The sequence below is a fragment of the Aurantimonas sp. NFXS3 genome (assembly GCF_049132005.1).
Taxonomy (GTDB): Bacteria; Pseudomonadota; Alphaproteobacteria; order Rhizobiales; family Rhizobiaceae; genus Aurantimonas; species Aurantimonas coralicida.
This window is the reverse complement of record NZ_JAGDDZ010000005.1, coordinates 276,440-302,203: the sequence shown is the minus strand read 5'-3', so window position 1 is coordinate 302,203 and position 25,764 is coordinate 276,440. Positions and strand designations below refer to the sequence as shown.

Annotated in this window: 24 protein-coding genes and 1 tRNA gene; 10 read left to right on the top strand and 15 right to left on the bottom strand. The window is 66.7% G+C overall.

Going from position 1 to position 25,764, the window contains the following annotated elements; all coding sequences use genetic code 11:
* Positions 1-23: 23 nt before the first annotated feature.
* The 4 genes from J3367_RS15790 to J3367_RS15775 all read right to left on the bottom strand — a co-directional run bounded on the left by J3367_RS15790 (position 24) and on the right by J3367_RS15775 (position 2,197).
* Complete coding sequence (locus J3367_RS15790) at positions 24-992, bottom strand: flagellin (RefSeq protein ID WP_421461586.1); 969 nt, start codon at positions 990-992, stop codon at positions 24-26.
* Between the two features lie 45 nt (positions 993-1,037).
* Positions 1,038-1,415: a hypothetical protein gene (locus J3367_RS15785; protein ID WP_421461585.1), complete on the bottom strand. Its 378-nt coding sequence runs from the start codon at positions 1,413-1,415 to the stop codon at positions 1,038-1,040.
* 127 nt (positions 1,416-1,542) lie between these two features.
* A complete protein-coding gene (locus J3367_RS15780; protein WP_421461583.1) occupies positions 1,543-1,953 on the bottom strand; it encodes a thermonuclease family protein in 411 nt (136 codons plus the stop codon).
* A gap of 154 nt (positions 1,954-2,107) precedes the next feature.
* Positions 2,108-2,197 (bottom strand) — tRNA-Ser (locus J3367_RS15775).
* A gap of 294 nt (positions 2,198-2,491) precedes the next feature.
* On the opposite strand from J3367_RS15775, the gene J3367_RS15770 reads away from it, so the two are divergent.
* From J3367_RS15770 to J3367_RS15755, 4 genes are all read left to right on the top strand, one after another.
* A complete protein-coding gene (locus J3367_RS15770; protein ID WP_421461581.1) occupies positions 2,492-5,191 on the top strand; it encodes a LysM peptidoglycan-binding domain-containing protein in 2,700 nt (899 codons plus the stop codon).
* 230 nt (positions 5,192-5,421) lie between these two features.
* Positions 5,422-7,236, top strand: a complete 1,815-nt coding sequence (locus J3367_RS15765; RefSeq protein WP_228241137.1) for an ABCB family ABC transporter ATP-binding protein/permease — start codon at positions 5,422-5,424, stop codon at positions 7,234-7,236.
* A 111-nt stretch (positions 7,237-7,347) separates the two neighbouring features.
* Entirely contained in the window at positions 7,348-8,046 is a 699-nt protein-coding gene (locus tag J3367_RS15760) for a phosphatidylserine decarboxylase (protein ID WP_024350490.1), read from the top strand.
* A 5-nt stretch (positions 8,047-8,051) separates the two neighbouring features.
* The gene (locus tag J3367_RS15755; RefSeq protein WP_024350491.1) at positions 8,052-8,882 is read left to right on the top strand and encodes a CDP-alcohol phosphatidyltransferase family protein; all 831 of its coding nucleotides are present in this window, start codon (positions 8,052-8,054) and stop codon (positions 8,880-8,882) included.
* Between the two features lie 8 nt (positions 8,883-8,890).
* Here the strand turns inward: J3367_RS15755 and J3367_RS15750 are convergent, their stop codons facing one another.
* The 4 genes from J3367_RS15750 to radA all read right to left on the bottom strand — a co-directional run bounded on the left by J3367_RS15750 (position 8,891) and on the right by radA (position 13,366).
* Positions 8,891-9,631, bottom strand: a complete 741-nt coding sequence (locus tag J3367_RS15750; RefSeq protein ID WP_024350492.1) for an SDR family NAD(P)-dependent oxidoreductase — start codon at positions 9,629-9,631, stop codon at positions 8,891-8,893.
* Positions 9,632-9,668: 37 nt separating this feature from the next.
* Positions 9,669-11,120 carry an amidophosphoribosyltransferase gene (gene purF / locus J3367_RS15745; RefSeq protein ID WP_009209368.1) on the bottom strand — a complete coding sequence of 484 codons (1,452 nt, stop codon included), beginning with the start codon at positions 11,118-11,120 and terminating at the stop codon, positions 9,669-9,671.
* A gap of 122 nt (positions 11,121-11,242) precedes the next feature.
* Positions 11,243-11,857: a CvpA family protein gene (locus tag J3367_RS15740; RefSeq protein WP_009209369.1), complete on the bottom strand. Its 615-nt coding sequence runs from the start codon at positions 11,855-11,857 to the stop codon at positions 11,243-11,245.
* A 120-nt stretch (positions 11,858-11,977) separates the two neighbouring features.
* Positions 11,978-13,366, bottom strand: coding sequence for a DNA repair protein RadA (gene radA, locus J3367_RS15735; protein ID WP_024350493.1), 1,389 nt, complete (start codon positions 13,364-13,366; stop codon positions 11,978-11,980).
* A gap of 173 nt (positions 13,367-13,539) precedes the next feature.
* Here radA and J3367_RS15730 point away from each other — a divergent pair, with 173 nt between their 5' ends.
* Positions 13,540-13,857: a DUF1294 domain-containing protein gene (locus J3367_RS15730; RefSeq protein ID WP_024350494.1), complete on the top strand. Its 318-nt coding sequence runs from the start codon at positions 13,540-13,542 to the stop codon at positions 13,855-13,857.
* On the opposite strand, the gene alr is transcribed toward J3367_RS15730, so the two are convergent.
* The 7 genes from alr to rpsF form a co-directional block, all read right to left on the bottom strand.
* A complete protein-coding gene (gene alr, locus J3367_RS15725; RefSeq protein WP_244495425.1) occupies positions 13,854-14,981 on the bottom strand; it encodes an alanine racemase in 1,128 nt (375 codons plus the stop codon). The genes J3367_RS15730 and alr overlap by 4 nt on opposite strands.
* A 38-nt stretch (positions 14,982-15,019) precedes the next feature.
* Complete coding sequence (locus tag J3367_RS15720) at positions 15,020-16,507, bottom strand: replicative DNA helicase (RefSeq protein WP_024350496.1); 1,488 nt, start codon at positions 16,505-16,507, stop codon at positions 15,020-15,022.
* A gap of 212 nt (positions 16,508-16,719) precedes the next feature.
* On the bottom strand, positions 16,720-18,009 hold the full coding sequence (locus J3367_RS15715) for an SAM-dependent methyltransferase (protein WP_024350497.1): 1,290 nt from the start codon (positions 18,007-18,009) through the stop codon (positions 16,720-16,722).
* Positions 18,010-18,224: 215 nt separating this feature from the next.
* On the bottom strand, positions 18,225-18,833 hold the full coding sequence (gene rplI / locus J3367_RS15710) for a 50S ribosomal protein L9 (protein WP_024350498.1): 609 nt from the start codon (positions 18,831-18,833) through the stop codon (positions 18,225-18,227).
* Positions 18,834-18,866: 33 nt separating this feature from the next.
* Positions 18,867-19,832, bottom strand: a complete 966-nt coding sequence (locus J3367_RS15705; RefSeq protein WP_024350499.1) for a hypothetical protein — start codon at positions 19,830-19,832, stop codon at positions 18,867-18,869.
* Positions 19,833-19,997: 165 nt separating this feature from the next.
* The gene (gene rpsR, locus J3367_RS15700; protein WP_024350500.1) at positions 19,998-20,246 is read right to left on the bottom strand and encodes a 30S ribosomal protein S18; all 249 of its coding nucleotides are present in this window, start codon (positions 20,244-20,246) and stop codon (positions 19,998-20,000) included.
* 6 nt (positions 20,247-20,252) lie between these two features.
* Positions 20,253-20,693, bottom strand: coding sequence for a 30S ribosomal protein S6 (gene rpsF / locus J3367_RS15695; RefSeq protein ID WP_009209377.1), 441 nt, complete (start codon positions 20,691-20,693; stop codon positions 20,253-20,255).
* Positions 20,694-21,100: 407 nt separating this feature from the next.
* Here rpsF and fabD point away from each other — a divergent pair, with 407 nt between their 5' ends.
* From fabD to mltG, 5 genes are all read left to right on the top strand, one after another.
* Positions 21,101-22,033, top strand: a complete 933-nt coding sequence (gene fabD, locus J3367_RS15690) for an ACP S-malonyltransferase (RefSeq protein ID WP_024350501.1) — start codon at positions 21,101-21,103, stop codon at positions 22,031-22,033.
* A 68-nt stretch (positions 22,034-22,101) separates the two neighbouring features.
* The gene (gene fabG / locus J3367_RS15685; RefSeq protein ID WP_024350502.1) at positions 22,102-22,839 is read left to right on the top strand and encodes a 3-oxoacyl-[acyl-carrier-protein] reductase; all 738 of its coding nucleotides are present in this window, start codon (positions 22,102-22,104) and stop codon (positions 22,837-22,839) included.
* Between the two features lie 184 nt (positions 22,840-23,023).
* On the top strand, positions 23,024-23,260 hold the full coding sequence (locus J3367_RS15680) for an acyl carrier protein (protein WP_009209380.1): 237 nt from the start codon (positions 23,024-23,026) through the stop codon (positions 23,258-23,260).
* Between the two features lie 40 nt (positions 23,261-23,300).
* A complete protein-coding gene (gene fabF / locus J3367_RS15675; protein WP_024350503.1) occupies positions 23,301-24,566 on the top strand; it encodes a beta-ketoacyl-ACP synthase II in 1,266 nt (421 codons plus the stop codon).
* Positions 24,567-24,669: 103 nt separating this feature from the next.
* Positions 24,670-25,761 (top strand): endolytic transglycosylase MltG, encoded by a 1,092-nt coding sequence (gene mltG / locus J3367_RS15670; RefSeq protein WP_029703065.1) that lies wholly within the window; start codon positions 24,670-24,672, stop codon positions 25,759-25,761.
* Positions 25,762-25,764 lie beyond the last annotated feature (3 nt).

Sequence of the window (25,764 nt, the reverse complement as noted above, 5' to 3'; positions counted from 1 at the left end):
TATCAGGGTCGGAGTGCCGTGTCTTAACGGAACAGTGACATCAGCGACTGCGAGGACGAGTTGGCAATCGACAGTGCCTGCACACCCAGCTGCTGCTGCGTCTGGAGTGCCTTTAGCCGGGTCGATTCCTCGGTCATGTCCGCGTCCACCAGCGTGCCCACGCCTTTCTCAATAGAGTCGCGCAGGTTCGAGACGAACTCCGACTGAATATCCATGCGGCTTTTGGCAGCGCCGAGGTTAGACGCGGCCGTCGTCATCCGCTGAAGGGCGTCATCGACGCCAACGATGTAGGCGTCCAATGTAAACCCATCAGTGATCGAATCCGTTAGAGCCGAGATGTCGAGGGTCGCGACGGTAAAACTAAGTGGATCCGACGACGTCTGATCTACTTGGTTATAACCGCCGACGGCGTTGTATCGGCCGTCGAGAATGCCGGTACCTGTCGCACCCACTTCCACCGCCGCGTCGAACAGCTTGGTCTTCGAGGTGTCGATCTGGATAGTGCCGACCGAGACCGTTCCGTCGGCGGCGCGGTTGAAGGACGCAACGACCGACTTGGTCGCGTTGGCGGGTGCCGTGGAATCGACCGACAGCCAGTTCTCGCCCGAGAAGGAGGCGGATGTCGCGATCGACGTCAGTTGACCCTGCAGTTCGGTGATTTCCGCCTGGATCTTGGTCTTGTCGACGCCGGGTTCTTTCGCAGCGACGAGCTTGGACTTGATCTCGTCGACGACGTCGATTGCGGCCTTCATGCCGGTATAGGCCGTGTCGACCTTCGCCTGACCCAGGCCGAGTGCGTCCTCGACTGCGCCGAGCGCCTTGTTGTCGGAGCGCATGGTGGTGGCGATTGACCAGTAGGCCGCATTGTCTGAGGCGGCACCCACACGGTAGCCGGTCGAGATGCGGTTCTGGGTCTGGTCGAGATTGCTGTTGATTGATGCCAAGCTCTGCAACGCAGTCATGGCAGACGTATTTGTGTTTGTGGAGGTCATGCTGGTGTCCCAAAACGCTTATACATGAAGAAGGGACTGTCCGGATCAGCCGGAATAGCGAAGCGGCATCATGCCTCCAACAGCTACTGTCGGTTCGATATTCCGTATTCGTAAGGGAATCTTGTTTTCTAATCCGTCAACTGGAGTGGTTAACGCGATATTGCGTTCCGATTTCCTTCGCGTCGGCTTCAAATCACTGAGGCTCAGCGCTGTCACTACGCCCAGCAACTGCGCCTCCGCGACGATCACTCCAATTTTCTCGTCGTCATACTCCGCCCGGCCGCCCTTCCTGGGTGGCCGGGTCATTTGTCGTTTCAGCGCCCCGGCACCTTGGCGCGAACCCGCATGCTGATGTCCCGGCTGTGACAGCTGCCACAGATGATCCGCGGCTTCCACTGCACGAACACCTGGTTTCGCCCCCATCTGCGGCTCGCCTCATCTAGCGTCAGGCCAAGCGTCCGGTGACAGTGATTGCAGGCCCAGGCGAGCCCCATGCCGGCGTCGGCGAGTTTGCCGAGGGTGTCGATCGTATGGGGGTCGGGTGACGGCTCTACCGGCACCACCGATTCCCCTCATTCGGCCATGGCTGCGAAAGCCCTTCCTCGATGAGCACCTGCCCGGCGTCGCGTCCATCGGACAGGATGACGTTGGCAAGCTCGCGCCCGTAGCGACCGCGCCCACCGGTCCACTCGATCCGATACCCGCCGGCCATCAACTGCCGCAGGCGATCCCGAGCCTGGAGCCCGAGCCGCTTTTCAGCGGCGCATTCCGGCTGGCTGATCTCCGGGGTGTCGACGTTCAGGGCGCGCCACTTCACGCCGCGCTCCCATCCGGTGTCACCATCGACGATGCAGGTCAGCTTGCGCGCCGCCCGGTCGCCGCCCGAGCAAACCGGGATGGTGCCGGCGAGGGCGGGCGAGAGCATCATCGTCAGGATGATCGTGAGTGCGCTTTGGGTCATTGGCTTTTCCACATCGGACGATAATCGTGGACGGAGAACGCACCGACAACACCGTCCCCCGATTTTCCCCCGCAACAAGGTGGATTTTCTCGGAATGTTCCGGGGCGAGCCGTTCTGAGCCGTAGATGTAGGGGGAGGGCGAAAGCCCATATTCTGGCGGAGAGGAAGGGATTCGAACCCTCGATACGGTCTCCCGTATACTCCCTTAGCAGGGGAGCGCCTTCGACCACTCGGCCACCTCTCCAGTTGCGCGGATTACCCGTCGTGGCACGTGCTTGCAAGGGCGTGGACGAGAAAACTCGTGGGGAATCGCCGTCTTCGCCAATTTCGTTCGTTCTCGGACATGGGCGACGTGTGGTGGCGTGCCTTCGCACCGGGCTGCGCAGACGAACCGCAGCGCGGTTCGCTTGTGACCGGGTCGGGGCTTCGCTAAAGATCACAGGGAGTTGTCCCCGGGGTTCAGCGGCCGTGCGATCGGGGCGGCGGCAATGGTGTGATCATGCAGAAAAAAGCTTTCGGAATCGTCCTCGTCTGTCTCGTGCTCCTGGCGGCGATCGTCGCCGGCTACTGGGACATGCTGAGCAGTGAAAAGCTGCGGGTGGCGCAACGCGGCGATCCGGCCGAGGTGACGGATGGGGTCGCCGGTAAGGACGCTGGCAGCGAGACGGCGGATGCCGGGCCAGTCCCGGACGATTCGACGGAAATGGCCGCGACCGATTCCGAAGCGGATGCAGGGACTGCGTCGCCCGGTGCAGACGTTGCGGACGAACCGTCGGTCACCGAAGGAGACGCGACCGCTTCGGCAACGTCCGATGTCGCGCCGGCCGTCGCGGGGAACGAAGAGGCTGGGCAAGACACCGAGGCGCAGCGACAGCCGGAGACGGCACAGGCGCAGACGGAGGTCGCGACTGCGGGCGAGGGGGATCAGGGATCTGTCGAGGATCCCTCGGTTTCCACCGAAGCCGGTGCGGTCGCGGGTTCGGATGTCACGACCGACGCAGCTTCCACGCCGTCGGCCATTGATGATGCCGGCGATTCGGACGCGAGCGCTGCGGGGACTGTCGCGGATGCGTCTGCGAATGTGGGCGAGGCCGGTGCTGGCAGTACGGGCGCTGGCGACGATGCGGGTGGAACGGAGCCTCCTGAGGGCACCGCATCCGACGGCCAGAATCGAACGGTCGCAGGGGCGAGCGAGAGCGGTTCGGCGCAGAATGGCGACGCGGCCTCGACCCCGACAGCCGGTGCGGACGTTGCCGATGTTTCGGAGACGCCTGGCGCCGGTCGTACGGAGGACGGGGCAAGCGGCGATCCGGTGACGGCCGCCAATGAGACCGGCGACGCTGAGAATCCTGCGTCTGCCGAATCGGTCGACGCTGCCGCTGCCGCGAATGCCGGCGATCGTGACGAGGGGCGCGCCGACGGCGACGCTGCTGCAGCTTCCCAAGCGCCGCGCTTCGATCTGCTGCGGGTCGAGCCCGATGGTTCCACCGTCATTGCCGGGCGGGCGCCGGCCGACAGCAGCATCGCGCTGATGTCGGACAAGACGGTGCTCGGCGGCGATACGGCCGGGATCGGCGGCGATTTCGCGGTGGTGCTCGATGCTCCGCTCCCGCCGGGCGATCATGCGATCACCATTCGCGCGACGTTACCGGACGGTAGCGTCACGCGCTCGCAGGAAACCGCGATCGTCAGCGTTCCGCCGCGCGACCGCCCGGGCGAACTGCTGGCGATGGTCGAGGCGCCGAATGCGCCGACCCGGCTCATCGAGATGCCGGCCGCCGGTGGTGATGCCGCAGCGCCTGGCGCGGCTTCTGAAGCAGCGCAGCCGGCTCTGCCGGCGGAGGCGGGGTCGCCGTCCGAGGCCGAGAAGCCTGAGCCGGCGGATGCGGCCAGCGCATCTCCCACGCCGAGCGAGACGGCTGCACGTCTGCCCGCAGAGGGCGCGTCCGCACCTGCGGACACGGCCGCGGAGGGTACCCCGTCGGTGGCGGTCCCGGCGGAGGGTTCCGCGGACAGTGCCGCCAGCACGTCGGACGAAACGGATGTGACGGCGAGCGATGCGCCGGTGCAGCCGGGCGGCGCCGTGATGCTGCCGCGCGACAGGAGTGCCGACGCCGTGCCGTCGAGCCCGTCCACGGTGCCGCTGCTGCGGGTCGAGGCGGTGGAGGTCGAGGGTTCGCAGGTCTATATCGCCGGCGCCGCCGAGCGCGGGGCGCGGGTGCGGGTCTATGTCGACAATGTCTTCCTGGCCGAGGACGAGGCCGGCTTCGGCGATCGGTTCCTGGTCACCGGCGACACCGGCATGAGCGTCGGCGAGCATCTGGTGCGCGCCGACCAGATTTCGCCGGACGGCCGCGTCGTGGCCCGCGCCGAGGTGCCGTTCACGCGCCCCGAGGGCGCGACCGCCGCGGCCGTGGCGCCGGCGCAAGATCGCGCGCCGCAGGAGAAAGCGTCGCAGGACAGTTCGGCTTCGAACGCGGCCGGGAGCAATGAAGAGGCTTCGTCGGCAAGCGTACCGGACGCGTCGTCGATGGCGAATGCCGAGAATGCGAGCCGGGCGACGGATAGTGCCGGGCTGGTGGATACGAGCGAGACCTCTCCCGAGGCCGGGACCGAGAAATCCGGTCGAGTGACGGTTGCGGACGCCAATGAGACTGCTGCCGGTACGCCGGATGCAGCCGCGCCGGCTCTGGCCGAACCCGCGGCGGGCGGGCCGGGCGACAGCAGCGAGGCCGGGCGCGACGCCACTGGTCAGGAAACCGGCGCCGCCGCCGATGCCGCGTCGGGCGCAACGGGCGAGTCCGGTGGTTCTTCGTCGACAGTCGTGGCGTCCGAGGCTCCCGAGCGTGCGGTCGTTGCCACCAGTCCGGAGCAGGCCGACGCCCAGAGGCCACGGACTGATCCGGCGGGTAGCAGCGCGGGTGACCAGCCCTTGACCGGATCCGCGGCCGATGGCGATGAGGCCGACGTCCCGGTCAACCGGCAGCCGGCGCTCGCCAATGCGGATGGGCGCGTGATCATCCGCAAGGGCGATACGCTGTGGGAGATTTCGCGGCGGACCTATGGTGAGGGCCAACGCTACACGGTCATCTACCTTGCCAATGGCGACCAGATCCGCGATCCGGACCTGATCTATCCGGCGCAGGTCTTCCGCCTGCCGGAGACGCCGGCGGACGGCGATGCCGGCGAAGGCGACGACGCCGGTGCCATCGAGGCGACGGGCGAAGGTGAAGGCTGATCGCGCCGCGACGCGCAGGGCGGCGCAAGGCCGCAAGATGCGCGGCGTCGTTGTATTCGGCCGGGCGGTGATCTAGACGCGGGCGGACACAGACCAGACGTCGACGGCGCGGCGGGACAGCCCGGCGCGCCGCTTCGTTGGAAAGGATCGACGTGGCGTCAGACCCCGGTAAACGCGTGTCCGGCGATAGCGGCCGGACCTTCGAGACGCTGGCCAATCTGTGGCCCTATATGTGGCCGTCGGAGCGCCCGGACCTGCGGATGCGCGTCGCCTATGCGACGATCTTCCTCGTCCTTGCCAAGCTTTTGACCGTCCTCGTCCCGTATTTCTACAAATGGGCGACCGACGCCCTCGACGGCGCGGATACGGCGACGGAATGGCTGCCGCTGGCGCTGACCGGCGCGATCACGCTCGTCGTCTCCTACAATGTCGCGCGGATTATCTCGGTCGGGCTCAACCAGTTGCGCGACGCCCTGTTCGCGCGGGTCGGCCAGCATGCCGTGCGGCGGCTCGCTTACCGCACCTTCGTGCACATGCACCGCCTGTCCCTGCGCTTCCATCTGGAACGGCGCACCGGCGGCCTGTCGCGGATCATCGAGCGCGGCACCAAGGGCATCGAGGCGATCGTCCGCTTCACCATTCTCAACACGCTGCCGACGATCCTGGAATTCGCGCTGGTCGCGATCATCTTCGGCTTCGCCTACGGCCTGTCCTATCTCGCGGTCATCGCGGCGACGGTCTGGCTCTATGGCTGGTTCACCATCAAGGCCAGCGACTGGCGGATCGCGATCCGCCGCGACATGAACGATTCCGACACCGACGCCAACACCAAGGCGATCGACTCGCTGCTGAACTTCGAGACCGTCAAATATTTCGGCAATGAGGGCATGGAGGCAGAGCGCTTCGACCATTCGATGGCGCGCTACGAGACGGCCGCGACCCGTATCTGGACCTCGCTCGGCTGGCTGAATTTCGGCCAGGGCGTGATCTTCGGCGTCGGCATGGCAATCGCCATGGTGATGTCGGCGCTGGAAGTGCGGGCCGGCACCCAGACGCTGGGCGACTTCGTCTTCATCAACGCCATGCTGATGCAGCTCTCGGTGCCGCTGAACTTCATCGGCTTCGTTTATCGGGAAATCCGGCAGGGGCTCACCGACATCGAGGCGATGTTCGGCCTGCTCGAGGTCGATGCGGAGGTGAAGGATCCGGCCGGCGCGCCGGCGCTGACCGTCACCGAGGGCGCGATCCGCTTCGAGGACGTGCGCTTCGGCTACGATCCGGCGCGCGAGATCCTGAAGGGCATTTCCTTCGAGGTGCCGCCGGGCAAGTCGGTGGCGATCGTCGGACCGTCGGGCGCCGGCAAGTCGACGATCTCGCGACTGCTGTTCCGCTTCTACGACGTGAAGTCCGGCCGCATCCTGATCGACGGCCAGGACATTGCCAAGGTGCAGCAGGCGTCGGTGCGCGGCGCCATCGGCATCGTCCCGCAGGATACGGTGCTGTTCAACGACACCGTTCTCTACAATATCCGCTACGGCCGGATCACGGCCACAGAGGAAGAGGTGCTGCGGGCGGCCGAACTGGCGCAGATCGCCGGCTTCATCCGCGAACTGCCGGAGGGCTTCAACTCCATGGTGGGCGAGCGCGGCCTGAAGCTGTCGGGCGGCGAGAAGCAGCGTGTCGCCATCGCCCGGACCATCCTGAAGGCGCCGCCGATCCTCGTCCTGGACGAGGCGACCTCGGCGCTGGACACCCATACCGAGCAGGAAATCCAGACGGCGCTCGATCTCGTCTCGCGGGAGCGCACGACGCTGACGATCGCCCACCGCCTGTCGACGATCATCGACTGCGACGAGATCATCGTCCTGAAGGCCGGGGAGATCGTCGAACGCGGTTCCCATCGCGAACTGCTTGAAAATGCGGGGCTCTACGCCGAAATGTGGGCGATGCAGCGCGAGGCCAGCGAGGCCGAGGAAGCCCTGCGGCGCGCCCGCGAGGCGGACGAGTTCGGGATCGTCGATCGCCGGCGCACGCCGGAGACGTGATATCGGTTCTCGTAAGTGGCGCAGAGGAACCGTCTTTGCTTTGCCGCCATTGCCCCTTATCCGACCGGCAGGCGCAGCCGCGTCGCCAGTTTTGAAGGAACCAGACAGCCAGTGACCATCTTCACCTCGATCCGCAACGCGCTCGTGCCGATCCACCGGGCGGGATATCCGTTAATTGCGGGCTTCTTCGTCGTCTCGCTGGTCCTCGGCTTCCTGTGGGAGCCGTTGTTCTGGGCCGGCCTCGTCCTGACCGCATGGTGCGCCTATTTCTTCCGCGATCCCGAGCGCGTCACGCCGGTCGCGGAGCATCTGGTGATCAGCCCGGCCGATGGCCATGTCTCGCTGGTCGGCCACGTCATGCCGCCGGCGGAGCTCGACCTCGGCACCGAGCCGATGCTGCGCATCTCGGTGTTCATGAACGTCTTCGACTGCCACGTGAACCGCGCGCCGATGCGCGGCCGGGTGCGGCTGATCTCCTATCGCGAGGGTGAGTTCCGCAATGCCGAACTCGACAAGGCCAGCGAGGTCAACGAGCGCTCCTCGATGGTGATCGAGGGACCGCGCGGGGAGATCGGCGTGGTGCAGATCGCCGGGCTGGTCGCCCGCCGCATCATCTGCTGGTCGAATGTCGAGGACCGGATCGAGGCCGGCGAGCGCTTCGGCCTGATCCGCTTCGGCTCGCGCCTCGACGTCTATCTGCCGGACGGCTTCGTGCCGCGGGTGGCCGAGGGCCAGCGGGCCGTGGCCGGTGAGACGATCATCGCCGAGTTCGGCGAGAACCTGAAGACGTGGCCGTCGAGGCGCGACTGATGGCGATCGAGTCGCCGTTTCCGCCCTTCGATCCGGGCAAGCCGGACGCCGAGGACGACAAGGTTCGCCGGCGCATCCCGTTCCGGCATATCGTGCCCAACCTCATCACCATCCTGGCGATCTGCGCCGGGATGACCGGCATCCGGCTGGCCTTCGAGGGCCGGTTCGAACTGGCCGTCGGCATGGTGCTCGGTGCGGCGCTGCTCGACGGTATCGACGGGCGCGTGGCGCGTCTCCTCAAGGGGCAGAGCCGGTTCGGCGCCGAGATGGATTCGCTTGCCGACATCGTCAATTTCGGCGTGGCGCCGGGGCTCGTGCTCTATGCCTACATGCTGCACGATGCCGGTTCGCTCGGCTGGATCGCGGCGCTGCTCTACGCCAGTGCCAGCGCGCTGCGGCTGGCCCGCTTCAACACCATGCTCGACGATCCCAAGCGGCCGAAATGGCAGTCGGCCTTCTTCGTCGGCGTGCCGGCGCCGGCGGGGGCAGGAATGGCGATGTTCCCGATCTATCTGAGTCTCGCGGGCTTCGAATCCGGCCTGCCGGAGGTTACCGCGGTCGTCGCCTCGGTCTATCTGGTCTTCATCGGGCTTCTGATGGCCAGCCGCATTCCGACCTGGTCGGGCAAGGGCGCCGGCATCCGGGTGCGGCGTGACTACGCCATCCCGATCATGCTGGCGGTCGTCTGCTATATCGCGGTTCTGTTGAGCTTCTTCTGGGCGACGGCGACGCTGACGGTGCTGGTCTATGGCGCGTCGATCTTCTTCTCGGTCCGCGCCTATCGGCAGCGGCAGAGCCGCGAAGCCGGACGCAGCATGTCCGGCATGTCGCTTTAGGGCGACCCTCAGGCGGGGTCGCGATAATCCAGAAAGCGATCCTGCCGCACGTCGAACAGCTTGCCCGTCGCGGTCACGTCGGCGAAGGCGAGGGGCACGATCTTGGCCGCGACCTCGCGCGGGGTCGGCAGGGTCTTGGCGTCCTCGCCCGGCATGGCCAGTGCGCGCATGGCGGTGCGGGTGGCGCCCGGATTGACCGAGTTGACGCGCAGCGGCAGGTTCTCGGTCTCGTTGGCCCAGGACTTCACCAGCGCCTCGCAGGCGGCCTTGGTGGCCGCGTAGAGCGACCAGTAGGCCTTGGCCGAATGCGCTGCGCCCGACGACATGATGATGGCGCGCCCTGCATCGGACTTGCGCAGCAGCGGGTCGGTGGTCCGGATCAGCCGCCAGGTGGCGTTGACGTTCACCGTCATCGTCTTGTCGAAGACCTTCGCCTCGATGTGGCCGATGGGCGCGAGGACGCCCAGGAGGCCGGCATTGGCCACCAGCACGTCGAGCTTGCCCCAGCGCTCGTGGATTGCCCCACCGAGACGGTCGATGCCGCCCATGTCGGTCAGGTCCAGCGGCACCAGGGTGGCCGAGCTGCCCAGTGCCTTGATCTCATCATCGAGTTCCTCGAGACCGCCCACCGTGCGCGCGACCGCGATCACATGCGCGCCCTCGGCGGCGAGGCCCTTGGCGATCTGGTAGCCGATGCCGCGCGAGGCGCCGGTGACCAGTGCGACGCGATCTTGAAGCTGCTTTGTCATCTGCTGTCTGCCGGTAGAATGGATATGGTCTGGGGTCTCAGCCGGCGCCGCCGAGCAGCGTCAGGGGACGGACGTTCTCGACGCCCTCCTGATCGGTCAGCGAGGTCGGATAGTCGCCGGTGAAACAGGCGTCGCAGAATTGCGGGGCCATCTTGTTGCGCGACGGCTCGTCGGTGGCCCGGTAGAGCCCGTCGATCGACAGGAAGGCGAGGGAATCGACCTTGATGAAGTCGGCCATCTCCTCGACCGTCATGCGCGAGGCGAGCAGCTTGGCCTTTTCCGGCGTGTCGACGCCGTAGAAGCAGCTGGCACGGGTCGGCGGCGAGGCGATGCGCATGTGCACCTCGGTCGCGCCGGCCTCGCGGACCATCTGGACGATCTTCTGGCTGGTCGTGCCGCGCACGATCGAATCGTCGACGAGGATGACCCGCTTGCCCTCCAGCATGCGCCGGTTGGCGTTGTGCTTGAGCTTCACGCCCATGTGGCGGATCGAATCCGTCGGCTGGATGAAGGTCCGGCCGACATAGTGATTGCGAATGATGCCGAGCTCGAAGGGCAGGTTGGATTCCTGCGCGTAGCCGATTGCCGCCGGAACGCCCGAATCGGGAACCGGCACGACGAGATCAGCCTCGGGATGGCTCTCGCGGGCCAGTTCGCCGCCGATCTTCTTGCGGATCTCGTAGACGTTGCGGCCTTCGACGGTGGAATCGGGCCGGGCGAAATAGACATATTCGAAGATGCAGAAGCGGGCGCGCCGCGCCTGGAACGGGAAGATGCTCTCGATGCCGTCGTCGCTGATGACGACCATCTCGCCGGGCTCGATGTCGCGCACGAAATCCGCGCCGATGATGTCGAGGGCGCAGGTCTCGGACGCCAGGATCGGCGAGCCTTCGAGATCGCCGAGAACCAGCGGGCGAATGCCCAGCGGGTCACGCACGCCGACCATCTTCTTCGACGACAGGCCGACCAGCGAGAAGGCGCCTTCGAGCCGCGTCAGCGCGTCGACGAGCTTTTCCACGAACAGCCGGGCGGCGCTGGTGGCCACCAGATGCAGGATCGTCTCGGTGTCGGAGGTGGAGGAGAAGATCGAGCCGCGGCGCTGCAATTCGCGCTGCACGGTCATGGCGTTGGTGATGTTGCCGTTGTGGGCAACGGCGAAACCGCCGGCCGACAATTCGGCAAAGAAGGGCTGGACGTTGCGCAGGCCGCCGCCGCCGGTGGTGGCGTAGCGGGTGTGGCCGATGGCCGAGGAACCGGGCAGGCGCTCGAGGACCGCCTGCTTGGTGAAGGTATCGCCGATCAGCCCGGCGTGGCGCTCGACATGGAACTGGCTCCCGTCGAAGGAGACGATGCCGGCCGCCTCCTGGCCCCGGTGCTGCAAAGCATGCAGGCCGAGCGTGGTCAGTGCGGCCGCATCGGTCCGTTTGAAAATGCCGAAAACGCCGCACTCTTCGTGCAGCGAGTCATCGCCGAAAGGCGTGTCATCCATCGATTTTATCCGCCGTTTGCCGTTGTCGGTCGGCCGTCCGTTAGATGCCCCACCCTATACGCGCTTATGTCGTCGCATGCGAGGCGGTGAGCGAAGAGATCATGCCGCGGCCGCAACGCCGGCTAGTTCGCCGGCTGCGCGGGAGTGTCGGTGCCTTCGATGACACCTTCGATCGAGGTCGGCTCGCCGGGCGTCGCCGTGCCCTCGGGAACGCCATCCGCATCCTGCGGTCCGCGGATGCTGTCGAGGATGACCTCTTCCGGGTTGTCGGGCAGGGCGGCCACGAGCTGCTGGCCGAGATTGTCGAGGAACGGCTTGGAGCGCGCGCCGGCGATCCAGTCCGGCTGGTTCTCGGGGGCAAGCCAGTTGAAGAACAGCATCGCCACGACGACGAGGAGCAGGCCGCGCACGGCGCCGAAGATGAAGCCGAGCGTGCGGTCGAGCGCACCGATGCGGCTGTCGATGATGAAGTCGGCGATGCGCAGGGTGATGAAGGAGACGATGATCAGGACGACCAGGAAGATCGCTGCGGCGGCCGCCACCATGGCGACGGTGTCGGAGGCTATGTACTCGGCGGCATAGGGGGTCAGCGGCTTGTAGAAGAAGAAGGCCGCAGCCGCCGCGACAAGCCATGAGACGACCGACAGGATCTCCCGCGAGAAGCCGCGGACCATGGCGAGCAGCGCCGAGACCAGCATGATCGCGAAGAGAATCGCATCGAGAAGCGTGACGGTCATGAAGGATGGCCCCGTAGGCATATGGATCGTGCGGGCGGGCGCGGGATCGTCCGGGCTGCCCCGCTCGCCCACGCTGTAGCGCTTTTCATGACAGTTTTACACTAGGGACTTGCCGGAAAATCAAGCCTCGCTCCCATTGCCGCCCGCCGCGACCCGCGCGACGAGATCGGGCAGGGCCTCGATCTCATTGGCAACCATGTCGCGGGTGCGCGGCAGGTCGGGGCTGCCCGACGGCAGGACGGCCTGCCGGAAGCCCAGCTTTTCCGCCTCCTTCAGCCGCTGCGCCGCCTGGCCAACCGGGCGCACCGAGCCGGACAGGCTGATCTCGCCGAAATAGACGCAATCGGCGGGCAGGGGCGCGCCGCTGAGCGAGGAGACCAGCGCCGCGGCCACGGCCAGATCGGCCGCCGGCTCGGAAATGCGGAAACCGCCGGCGACGTTGAGATAGACGTCGTGCTGACCGAGCCGCACGCCGCAATGAGCTTCCAGCACCGCCAGCACCATGGCCAGCCGCGGCTGGTCCCAGCCGAGGACGGCACGCCGCGGCGTGCCGAGGGCCGAGGGGGCGACGAGGGCCTGGATCTCGACGAGGACCGGCCGGGTGCCTTCCATGCCGGCGAAGACGGCGGCGCCGGCGGCCTTCTCGTTGCGCTCGCCGAGGAACAGCTCGGACGGGTTCTGCACCTCGCGCAGGCCGAGATCGCCCATCTCGAAGACGCCGATCTCGTCGGTGGGACCGAAGCGGTTCTTGACAGTGCGCAGGATGCGGTAGTGATGCCCGCCTTCACCTTCGAAATAGAGGACGGCATCGACCATGTGCTCGACCACCCGCGGGCCCGCGATCTGGCCTTCCTTGGTGACATGGCCGACGAGGATGACGGCGGCGCCGCTGGCCTTGGCGAAGCGGATCATCGCCTGCACGCCGACCCGCACCTGGGTCACCGTGCCCGGCGCGGATTCGGCGAGGTCGCTCCATAGGGTCTGGATCGAATCAATGATGACGAGGTCGGGACGGCGCGCCTCGGCGAGGGTCGCGAGAATGTCCTCGACATTGGTCTCGGCCATGAGCTGAACGTCGGTATCGGCCGCGTTGAGCCGCTGGGCGCGCAGCCGCACCTGCGCCACCGCTTCCTCGCCCGAGACATAGACGACGCTGTGCCCGCGCCGCGACAGGGCGGCTGCGGTCTGCATCAGGAGCGTCGACTTGCCGATGCCGGGATCGCCGCCGATCAGGAGAGCCGAGCCGCGCACGATGCCGCCGCCGGTCGCCCGGTCGAGCTCGTCGATGCCGGAGACAATGCGCGGCGCCTCTTCGAGTTCGCCGGACAGCGGCAGCAGCGCCGAGGGCGTGCCCTTGCGGCGACCGCGCTGGGGTCCGCCGCCGATGCCGCCGGAGGCGTTCTCCTCGACGACGGTGTTCCATTCGCCGCAGGATTCGCACTTGCCCTGCCAGCGCGTATAGACCGCGCCGCAGCTCTGGCAGATGAAGGAAGGTTTCGCTTTGGCCATGGCGCCTTCTTGGTTTCCACGCGCCCGTCAGTCAAGAACAAAACAAAAACAAGCCTGCGGTCGGCCCAGCATCGAGAGGCGATTTCAGGAGCTGCGCGCTATCGTTAGGCCGGCAAGGGTTCGGCAATCTCGCGATGCGATGATCGTGGCCGCAACCTGAGCGCGAGGCGACGATGCTGATCATCGGTTTCTATCTCGTGGCGGTGAATATCGCCGCCTACTGGGCGTTCGTGTTCGACAAGACGAAGGCGCGGGCCGGAGTGCGGCGCACGCCGGAAAGCACGCTGCTGCGCTACGCGCTGATGGGCGGCAGCCTCGGGGCCATCGCGGCGCAGCAGATCATCCGCCACAAGACCCGCAAGGAACCGTTCCGCACGCAGCTCTGGGCGATCGCGGCCATGCAGGTGCTCCTGATCGTGGGGTTCGGCATGGCGGTTCTCGTGCTGGGGGCCGATACGGTGCAGCAGTGGATCGTGGGGCAGGTCGGCTAGAACCAGCGGCGCTCGACCCTCGGACCGAGGCCGGTCAGCAATTCATAGGCGATCGTCCCGGCCGCACTGGCCACCGCGTCGATCGACAGGTTCGGGCCGAAGAACTCGGCCCGGTCGCCGGGCGCGAGCGCGTCATCCGGGACATCGGTGACATCGAGAAGGGTCAGATCCATCGAGACGCGTCCCAGCACGGGCACGCGCTGCCCGGCGACGAAGGCCTGCGGTCCGGGACGCACGTCGCGCACGGCCACCCCGGCGCCCGAGGCGGCGCGGTGATAACCATCGGCATAGCCGAGGCCGACCGTCGCAATCCGCGTCTCACGTGTGAGCGGTGCGGCGGCGCCATAGCCGGCGGCCTCGCCGGCAGTGGCGGTGCGGACCTGCAGGATGGCGGCGGTGAGGCGCGCGACCGGCCGCAGGACGCCGCGCGAAGCCGGCCCCGCCTCGCCGCCGTAAAGGGTGATGCCGGGACGGGTGAGGTCGAAGCCGAATTCGCTGCCGAGAAACACCGCGGCGGAATTGGCGAGCGAACGTGGCACGCCAGGAAACAGCCCGGCCAGTTCCAGGAACCGGGCATGCTGCCGGGCGCTCTGGTCCGTCGGCTCGTCGGCCGAGGCCAGGTGGCTCATCACCAGAGCCAGATCGAGTGCGCCGGATGCGGCGAGGCTAGCTGCGGCTTCGGCGTCGGCGCGGTCGAGCCCCAGCCGGTTCATGCCGGTTTCGAGCTGGATCGCCGCCGGCGCGCGCCGTCGGGCGGCCTTCAGACCGTCACGCCAGACCGCGATGTCGCCGGGCGTCGAGAGGACCGGGATCAGACCGGTCTCGAGATGCAGGGGGACGCTGGCGGGTTCGAGCCCCTGCAGGACGAAGATGCGCGAAGGCGCGGTACCGTCATTCGGGCGCGCCAATCCATCAAGCGCTGCCCGCACGATCCGGCCTTCCTCGGCCCAGGCGACGAAGAAGTCGCGGCAGCCGGCGGCGTGGAGCGTGCGGGCGGTCTCGGCAGCGCCGAGGCCGTAGCCGTCGGCCTTGACCGCGGCGCCGGTGCGCGCGCCGGGATTGCGTGCGGCTAGCAGGGTCCAGTTGGCGGCGAGCGCTGCGCGGTCGATCTCGACCACGGGCATGCGCCCGAAACGGTGCGGAGCAGTCACGACCGCACCGGCTATTCGAACCGTTCCGGCAGATAGCTGTCGTCGGCGAGATCGGTGAAGCGGGTGTATTCGGCCTGGAAGGCGAGGGGCACCGTTGCGGTCGGGCCGTGACGCTGCTTGGCGATGATCACCTCGGCCTTGCCACGGGTCTCGTTCAGCGCCTGCTCCCATTTCAGATGGTCGTCCGTGCCCGGCTTGGGCTCGCGGTTGGCGAGGTAATATTCCTCGCGATACACGAACATCACCACGTCGGCGTCCTGCTCGATCGAGCCCGATTCACGCAGGTCGGCGAGCTGCGGGCGCTTGTCGTCGCGATTTTCCACCTGACGCGAGAGCTGCGACAGGGCGATGATTGGGACGGCCAGCTCCTTTGCCAGCGCCTTGAGGCCGGTGGTGATCTCGGTGATCTCCTGCACGCGGTTGCCCTGGGTGCGGCTCGAGCCCTGCATCAGCTGGACATAGTCGATGACCATGACGTCGAGGCCGCGCTGGCGCTTGAGGCGCCGGGCCCGCGCCGAGAGCTGGGCGATCGAGATACCACCGGTCTGGTCGATATAGAGCGGGATCCGCTGCATCGTCTCGGAGCAGCCGACGAGCTTGACCAGTTCCTGATCGTTGATGTTGCCGCGCCGGATCTTCGAGGAGGAGATCTCGGTCTGCTCGGAGATGATGCGGGTGGCGAGCTGCTCGGCCGACATTTCCAGGCTGAAGAAGCCGACGACGCCGCCGTTCTTGGCCTTGAAGGAGCCGTCCGCCTGCTCCGCCGGCTCGTAGGCGGCGGCGATGTTGAAGGCGATGTTGGTGGCGAGCGAGGTCTTGCCCATGGCCGGCCGGCCGGCGAGGATGATCAGATCCGACGCCTGCAGGCCGCCCATGCTGCGGTCGAGGGCGCTGATCCCGGAGGAGACGCCCGACAGGCCGCCGTCGCGGTCCTTGGCGGCGGTCGCCATCTCGACGGCAAGCGTCACGGCTTCGGTGAAGGACTGGAAACCGCCATCGTAGCGGCCGGTCTCGGCCAGTTCGAACAGCCGGCGCTCGGCGTCCTCGATCTGCGCCTTGGGCTCCATGTCCAGCGGCGCGTCGAAGGCGATGTTGACGACATCCTCGCCGATGCGGATCAGCGAGCGCCGGATGGCGAGGTCGTAGATCGCCCGGCCATAGTCGGAGGCGTTGATGATCGTGGTCGCCTCGGCGGCCAGACGGGCGAGATACTGCGCCACGGTCAGGTCGCCGACCTTGTCGCCGGCGGCGAGGAACGTCTTGATCGTCACCGGATTGGCGATCTTGCCCATCCGGATCATCTCGGACGTCTTGGCGAAGATCTCCCGGTGCAGGGGCTCGAAGAAATGGTCGGGCTTCAGGAAATCGTGGACGACGTAATAGGCGTCGTTGTTGACCAGCATGGCGCCCAGCAGCGCCTGCTCGGCCTCGATATTGCTCGGAGCCTCGCGATAGAGCGCCGCCGCGTCGTCGTCCATCTTGCGCGCTGCATCCGCCATGCCGCGTCACCTCTGCCATCGCTTCAGGAAGCGTTCTGACTACACCACAGGGCCGTCCGCTGCCAGCGATTCGCACCGGCCGTGACGCCGATCCGGCGGTGAGTGATCCGCATCGGCGAAACCGCCACGATGGGCGGCGTGACGGTGGATAAGATCGGGGATAACCGGCGCGGCTGTTGACGGGTGCGCCGGTGTCCCTTCGGCCCGAATGACTATTCCGCGGCCTGCCGGTCCATTTCGGTCCGTCCGGCGGCGATCGGGCGGACGGTGTCCCGCTGCTCGAGTTCGCGCAGCCTGGCTTCGGCTTCCAGCATGTAGTCCCGGGTAATCGGCAGGGTGTCGACCTTCCTCGTCAGCTGGACCTGGAAGACGACGCAATCCTGCCAGCGGAACGCGGTTTCCGACGCGGCGAGGTAGAACTCCCACATCCGGCAGAAGCGCTCGTCATACAGGGCCCTGGCCTCGTCGCGGCGCGCGGCGAAGCGATCGCGCCAGTGGCGGATTGTCTCGGCGTAGTGAAGCCGCAGCACCTCGACATCGCTGATGATCAGGCCGGCGCGCTCGACCGAATGGGCGATCTGCGAGAGGGACGGCAGATAGCCACCTGGGAAGATGTACTTGTTGATGAAGGCGTTGGTGTTGGCCGGTTCGTCCCAGCGCCCGATCGTGTGCAGCAGCATCACCCCGTCCTCGTCCAAAAGGCGGGCGCACTGGCGGAAATAATCGTCGTAGAAGTCGACCCCGACATGCTCGAACATGCCGACCGAGACAATCCGGTCGAACGGGCCGGCGGTGTCGCGGTAATCTGCGATCTCGAAGCGCAGATGGTCGGAGAGCCCGGCCGCATCGGCCCTTGAGCGGGCGATGCCCAGTTGCTCGTCGGACAGGGTGATGCCGGTGACGTCGGCGTCCAGATGGCGCGCGAGATACAGCCCCATGCCACCCCAGCCGCAGCCGATGTCCAGTGTCTTCAGGCCCGGCCGGTCGAAGGCCAGCTTGGCGGCAATATGGCGCTTCTTGGCGAGTTGCGCCTCGTCGAGCCCGGCGCCGGGCCGGTCGAAATAGGCGCAGGAATATTGCCGGTCGACGTCGAGGAACAGGTCGTAGAGCTCCGACGACAGATCGTAGTGGTGCTTGACGTTCCGCCGCGCGCGCTGCGGCGTGTTGTTCTGGATCACCCGGCGATAGATCAGCCGCAGCCGGGCGATCGCCCGCATCCACGGCTCGTTCTGGGCCTTGTTGCCGGCGTTGCGGAAGACCAGCGCCAACATGTCGAAGATCGTGCCCTCGGTGATGTCGACGCCGCCATTCATGTAGGCTTCGCCGAATTTCAGGCCGGGATTGATCGCCACGCCGCGTTCGGCGGCGGCCGTGTTGAAGCGCAGATGGACCGGATCACCGGTGCCGTCGCCCCAGCGGGTCACGCGGCCGTCACTGTCGGTCACGGTGAGATCGCCGAAAACGAGAAGATGCTTCAGATACGTCGCGAGTATGCGGTTCATGTCACCACTCCTGCGTCGGCCTGAGCCTGACGGCTCGCGGCGTCACGGGAACTTATCGCTTGGTATGCACTGCCTTCCTTATCTTATGGGCCACCGGCGCGATGGGAAGGGGGCCCGATCCCAACGCAAAAGGGGCCGGCAATCAATGCCGGCCCCTCTCGTTACGGGTCGCTGCGGAATCGTCGGTGCGGGCAGGGCCCGCCGGCGACTGCCGATCAGTTGGTCTCGTCGGACTCTGCGGTCGCTTCGTCGGTCTCGCCGGCTTCGACTTCTTCGCCGTCCAGCTCGTCCTCGTCCAGCTCTTCCTCTTCCTCGTCGATGCCGTAGATCGCATCGGCGGAGGTCAGGTCTTCACCGCGCGCCTGGCGCTCGGCTTCGTCCTGCGAACGGGCGACGTTGATCGAGATGCTGACGTCCACCTCGGGATGCAGCGCGATCGTGATCGGGTGCACGCCGATGGTCTTGATCGGCTGGTTCAGCTGGATGTCGTTGCGGTTCACCTTGAAGTCGGCCGCTGCGAGCAGGTCGGCGATGTCGCGGGTGGAGACCGAACCGTAGAGCTGACCGGTCTCACCGGCCTGGCGCACGACGATGAAGCTCTTGCCGTTGAGCGAGGAGGCGACGCCCTGGGCCTCGGCCTTGCGCTCTTCGTTGCGGGCGATGAGCTGGTCCTTCTGCGCTTCGAAGCGCGCAGCATTGGCTTCGTTGGCGCGCAGTGCACGGCCCGACGGCAGCAGGAAGTTGCGGGCGAAGCCGTCGCGAACCTTCACGGTCTCGCCCATCTGGCCGAGCTTTGCGATGCGTTCGAGAAGAATGACGTCCATTGGTCTGTCCTTTCAGGAGGTTTGGTTCTTGGATCAGTTGCGACCGGTCGGTGCCGGATCGTCCGGGCGCCGCCAGGTTTCGTAGATCCCCATCGCCAGAAACAGGACGATCGGGAAGGAAAGCAGGATCAACGCCGCATAGCTGGAGAACAGGACCAGAAAACGGCCCTGGCGTCCGCGGGTTCGGCGATGCAGTGCCGCGAGCCCGACCAGCGTGAAGGCGGCGGCGAAGCCACCGAGGAGCACGTCGCCGAGGAGGCCGATCGTGCCGCCCGCGAAAGCGGCGCCGGCGGCCACCGCGAAGATGACGAGGCTGATCTGCGGCAGCTGCGCGCTTGTCGGAATGTCGTCCTTCGGCCGCGGCAGGCGGCCCGAGACGCGCACGATGGCGGCGCCGAGATACAGCCCGACGATCAGCGAGATCGCCACGACGGCAGGCTGGACGAAGGGGACGAGGCCGATGATCAGCTGCGCGATGGCGCGGCGCTCGTCGTCGGTCGCCGTGTCCATGGCGCCGCCGCTCTGGCGCAGGGCGTCGACGACGGCCGGGATGAAGTCCTCGGGGTCGAAGCCGAGATACCAGCCGAGAAAGATGCAGGAGCCGATCGCCATCAGCGTGATCGCCATGAGCACGCGCGACAGCGGATACCAGTCGAGGGGCGGAGCGGCGTTCGCTGCCCCCAGCGGGCGCGGCGCATCGTCGGCCAGCGGGCGGGCCAGCCCGACGAGATGACCGGCGACGGCCGTCGGCAGCGCCATGGAGGCGAGCAGCGTCAGCGCGCTCGGCACGGACTGGGCGATGGCATAGATGGCTGCTGTGGCGACGGCGGCGGAGACGAAACCGGCGGTCGATCCCCAGCCGAGGCTGGCAATGGCGATGGGAATGGGGGCGGCCAGCGCAAGGCTGACGGCGGAGCTCGACTGCAGCACGATACCGGCGAACAGCAGCGCGCTGGCAAGGCCGGATATGATCGCGATGATGATGGCGGTGGGCTGCATGAACTCGTTCGCTGTCCTGCTCGTGGCAGTTAGAGGCCAGATGCCCCAACTCGGCTTGGCGGACGGTCGCGGCACCATGCCGGCTTTCGTCCCGTCATTCCGGCGCCGCCTGATGCGTCCGGAAAGCCGGCGGCGCCATGAGCGCCGCCGGAGATGTGGTCGGTCCTACTTCAGGACGTAGGGCAGAAGGCCAAGGAAGCGCGCGCGCTTGATGGCCTGGGCAAGAGCCCGCTGGTTCTTCTGCGACACGGCCGTGATGCGCGACGGCACGATCTTGCCACGCTCGGAAATGTAGCGCTGCAGGAGACGTACGTCCTTGTAGTCGATCTTCGGCGAATCGGTGCCGGCGAACGGGTCGGACTTGCGACGGCGATGGAAGGGCCGGCGGGTGGGAAGCTGGGCGATATCGACCATCTTGGCTTACTCCGAATCGGTGTCGCGGGGGCGGCGGGGACGGTCGTCGTCGCGGTCGCGGCGCGGGCCGTCTTCGCGGTCACGACGCGGGCGGTCGCCACGATCGCCACGGCGCGGACGATCGTCGCGCTTCTGCATCATGGCCGACTGGCCTTCCTCGTGCTCTTCCACGCGGATCGTCATGTAGCGCAGGATGTCTTCGTTGAAGCGCATCTGGCGCTCCATCTCCTGCACCGCCGCCGACGGGGCGTCGATATTCATCAGCGTGTAATACGCCTTGCGGTTCTTCTTGATGCGGAAGGTGAGGGTCTTCAGACCCCAGTTTTCCACCTTGCCGATCTTGCCGCCATTGGTCTCGAGAATGCCGCGGAGCTGCTCGACGAGCTGCTCGACCTGCTGGTTCGAGATATCCTGGCGCGCGAGAAATACGTGCTCGTACAGAGCCATGCGCTATCGCCTTTCCGTTTCACGTTCGCATTCGCCCGGGTACAGCGGCTAAGCCTCAACGACTTTCGTGCGAAACCCGCGGGAAGCAGGACGATCGGAAAGGCGTCAGTACAAGAACGGTCGAGAGCGGAGACACGGGAAACCGATACCTTTTGGCATCTGTTGTCGACGACATCGACAGCTTTCCGTTCAGCCCCCAGCTGAGACCCGGACAATGAGGAGGGTTCCACTACCCGCTTGCGCGGCGTTTGGCAAGTCCCGCCGGCCATTCGCCGCGCGGTCGCCGCGCCTCGGCCGGGTTGTCGCGCCCGGCTCGAGCACGGATCGGGCCGCCTGCTTGACAGGACGGGCTTGACCAAACCATTGCCTGCACTCGTTTTGCAACCAGCAACACAAGGGAGAGCCGCATGACCACCGCACTGGTCTTTCCGGGACAGGGCAGTCAGAGCGTCGGCATGGGCCGTACTCTCTATGACAGCTTCGACGCCAGCCGTGCCGTCTTCGACGAGGTCGACGAGGCGCTCGGCGAGAAGCTGTCGGCGCTGGTCTTCGAGGGACCCGAGGACCGTCTGACGCTGACCGAAAATGCCCAGCCGGCCCTGATGGCGGTGTCGATGGCGGCAATCCGCGCGCTGGAGGCCGAAGGCTTCTCCGTCGAGACGGCGGCGTATGTCGCCGGCCACTCGCTCGGCGAATATTCGGCGCTCGCCGCAGTCGGCGCGCTGTCGATCGGGCAGACGGCGAAGCTGTTGCGCATCCGCGGCAATGCCATGCAGGAGGCGGTGCCAAGCGGTGCGGGCTCGATGGCAGCGATCATCGGCCTCGATGCCGAGGCGGTCGCCAAGCTCTGCGAGGACGCTGCCGAGGGCGAAGTCTGCGAGCCGGCCAACGACAATGGCGGCGGCCAGATCGTCATCTCCGGCAATGCCGCGGCGATCGACCGGGCGATTGCGCTGGCGCAGGAGCGGGGCGCCAAGCGGGCGCTGCCGCTGTCGGTCTCCGCGCCCTTCCATTGCCGGCTGATGCAGCCGGCGGCCGATCGCATGGCCGAGGCGCTGGCCGATGCTGAGATCCTGGTTCCGCGTGTTCCAGTCGTCACCAATGTGACGGCCGGTCCGACATCCGATCCCGCCGAGATTCGCGAGCGGCTGGTGCGACAGGTGACGGGCCAGGTGCGCTGGCGCGAAAGCATCGAATGGCTGGCGGCCAACGGCGTGAATTCGCTGGTCGAGATCGGCAGCGGCAAGGTCCTGACCGGGCTCGCGCGCCGAATCGATCGCAGCCTCGAAGGGCGCGCCATCGGCACCGCTGACGATGTCCGCGCTTTCACCGCCGGCTGATCATCCTATCTAGAGAGAGCCGCAGGCGCCTGGCGCTGCGGAGCAGACCATAACGGAGGGAATCCGACATGTTCGATCTGACCGGGCGCAAGGCGCTCGTGACCGGCGCCAGCGGCGGCATCGGCGAGGCGATCGCCCGCGCCCTGCACGGCGCCGGTGCGACCGTGGGCCTGCACGGCACCCGACGCGAGAAGCTGGACGACCTGGCCGCTTCGCTGGGCGAGCGGGCGATGGTGTTTCCCGCCGATCTGTCCGACCGGGCCGAGCAGAAGCGGCTGGCCGAAGCCGCCGAAGCCGAAATGCAGGGCGTCGATATCCTGGTCAACAATGCCGGCATCACCCGCGACGGGCTGTTCGTGCGCATGTCGGACGAGGACTGGGACGCGGTGCTGGAGGTCGACCTGACGGCGGCGTTCCGCCTGACGCGCGGCGTGACCCATCCGATGATGCGGCGCCGCTTCGGGCGAATCATCAACATCACCTCGATCGTCGGCGTCACCGGCAATCCCGGCCAGGCGAATTATTGTGCGGCGAAGGCGGGCATGATCGGCCTGTCGAAATCGCTTGCCCAGGAAATCGCCTCGCGCTCGGTGACGGTGAATTGCATCGCGCCCGGCTTCATCGCCAGCGCCATGACCGAGAAGCTGAACGACAAGCAGAAGGACGCGATCATGGGGGCGATCCCGATGAAGCGCATGGGCGAAGCCGATGAAATCGCCGCATCGGCGGTGTATCTGGCGTCCAACGAGGCCGGCTACGTCACCGGCCAGACCCTGCACGTCAACGGCGGCATGGCCATGATCTGAGGGCACGGCTGCCCCGCCGCTGGCCGCTTGGCCCCCGCGGCAGGGCATGCTATGCGCCGGCACTTCGAATTTTCCGCTGTCGTTGCCTGCGGACTGGCCGCGACGAGGATGACCACAACGCTTGATAATGCGTCGTGCCACGTCTAACGAAAGCGGCGAAACCAATCGCAATAGAGGACTGACAATGAGCGATACCGCTGAGCGAGTGAAGAAGATCGTCGTCGAACACCTGGGCGTCGAGCAGGAGAAGGTCACGGACAACGCGAGCTTCATCGACGATCTGGGCGCCGACAGCCTCGATACGGTCGAACTCGTCATGGCTTTCGAGGAAGAGTTTGGCGTCGAGATTCCCGATGATGCCGCCGAGACCATCCTGACGGTCGGCGACGCGGTCAAGTTCATCGAGAAGAACCAGGCCTGACCCAATCGGGCGGCCTAACCGCCTGGGCGAAGAGCGATTGATGAGACGAGTAGTCATTACAGGCGTCGGCATGGTCACGCCCCTCGGGGCGGGTGCCGGCGTCACATGGAAACGTCTGCTGAACGGCGAAAGCGGCCTGAAGCGTGTCGACAACTTCCAGGTCGACGACCTGGCGTGTCAGATCGCCGGGCAGATTCCGCGCGGCGACGGCCAGGACGGCACCTTCGATCCGGACCACTGGATGGAGCCGAAGGAGCAGCGCAAGGTCGATGACTTCATCATCTACGCTGTCGCAGCTGCGTCCGAGGCCCTCGACGATGCCAACTGGCATCCCGAGACCTACGAGGACCAGATCGCTTCCGGCGTTCTGATCGGTTCGGGGATCGGCGGCCTGCAGGGGATCGAGCGCACGTCGCTGATCCTGGCCGAGAAGGGCCCGCGGCGCATCAGCCCGTTCTTCATTCCCGGCAGCCTGATCAACCTGGCCTCCGGCCATGTGTCGATCCGCAACGGATTGAAGGGCCCGAATCATTCGGTGGTCACGGCCTGCTCGACCGGCGCGCATGCGATCGGCGACGCGTCGCGACTGATCGCGCTCGGTGATGCCGACGTGATGGTGGCAGGCGGTGCGGAATCACCGGTCGGCCGCCTCGCTATGGCCGGCTTTGCCGCCTGCAAGGCGCTGTCCACCCACTTCAACGACAACCCGACGGCCGGTTCACGGCCTTACGACCGCGACCGTGACGGCTTCGTCATGGGCGAGGGCGCCGGTGTGGTCGTTCTGGAAGAATACGAGCACGCCAAGGCGCGCGGCGCGAAAATCTACGCCGAGGTCATCGGCTACGGCATGTCGGGCGACGCCTATCACATCACGGCTCCGGCCTCCGATGGCGACGGCGCGTTCCGCTGCATGTCGGCGGCGATGAAGCGGGCCGGCGTGCAGCCGTCCGAACTCGACTATGTCAACGCGCATGGTACCTCGACGCCGCTCGGCGACGAGATCGAGCTCAGGGCGATCGAGCGGCTGGTCGGCGATGCCGCCAGCGGCATCACCATGTCGTCCACCAAATCCGCGATCGGGCATCTGCTCGGTGCGGCGGGCTCCGTCGAGGCGATCTTCTCGGCGCTGGCGATCCGCGACAATGTCGCGCCGCCGACGCTGAATCTCGACAATCCGTCGGTGGAGACCAAGATCGATCTCGTTCCGCACGAGAAGCGCGAAAAGCGCATCGACGTGGCGCTGTCGAACTCCTTCGGCTTCGGCGGCACCAACGCTTCGCTCGTGCTGCGACGCGTGGCCGACTGACAACGATGGCGGCGGCGCATGATGCCGCCGCTGCCGTTCGGGCTTTCGCCACAATCCGATGGTGCTTCGGCAGCCACGAGGCAATTTCATTCGGGGGTATGCGGTGACCGACGAACGCGGCGAGGGCGCTCGCTCAGGCAAGGGCCGTCGTGGCCGGGGTCCGGCTCCGGCGCGCAAACGCTCGCGGGCTTCCCGCAACCAGCTCGTCATCTTCCTGAACTTCTGCCTGTCGACCGCGCTCTTCGTGATGCTCGCGGCCGGTGCGCTGATCTATTGGGGCGTCGGCCAGTTCGAGGGCGCAGGCCCGCTGCAGGCCGAGACCACATATGTCGTGCCGCGCAACAGCGGTCTGCAGACGATTGCCAGCGGGCTCGAGCGGGAAGGCGTCATCAGCGACGCCACCGTGTTCGAATACGGCGTGCGCTTCGCCGGGACCGCGGGTGACCTGAAGGCCGGCGAATACGCCTTCGCGCCAGGCACCTCGATGCGCGAGGTGATGGAAAAGCTCCGCGAGGGACGCTCCATCATGCATTCGGTGACCATTCCGGAAGGCTGGACGGCGGAGCGGGCCTTCGAGCGCATTGCCGCCGAGCCGTCCCTGACCGGCGACATGCCGGAGATGGTGCCGGAAGGCACGCTGATGCCCGACACCTACCTGTTCCAGCGGGGCCTGACCCGCAAGGAAATCGTCCGGCGGATGCGCGAGGCGCAGAACAAGCTCGTCGCCGAGATCTGGGAGACCCGGGCGGACGATTTGCCGATCGACGATATCGGCCAGTTCCTGACCCTCGCCTCGATCGTCGAGCGCGAGACCGGCATCGCCGGCGAGCGCCCGCATGTCGCCTCGGTGTTCGTCAACCGGCTGCGCAAGGGCATGCGGCTGCAGTCTGATCCGACATTCCTCTATGGCGTCTATGGCGGGGCCGGCAAACCGTCCGGCAAGCCGGTGACCCAGTCCGACATCGACAGCGACACGCCCTACAACACCTACAAGATCAAGGGTCTGCCGCCCGGTCCGATCGCGCTGCCCGGCCGGGCCGCGCTGGAGGCCGTTGCCAATCCGCTGGAGACCAAGGACATCTACTTCGTGGCCGACGGCACCGGCGGCCATGTCTTCGCCGAGACGCTGGACGAGCACAATCGCAACGTCCGCGACTACCGTGCGCTGGAGCGCCAGAACCGGGCCGAGCAGTAGCAA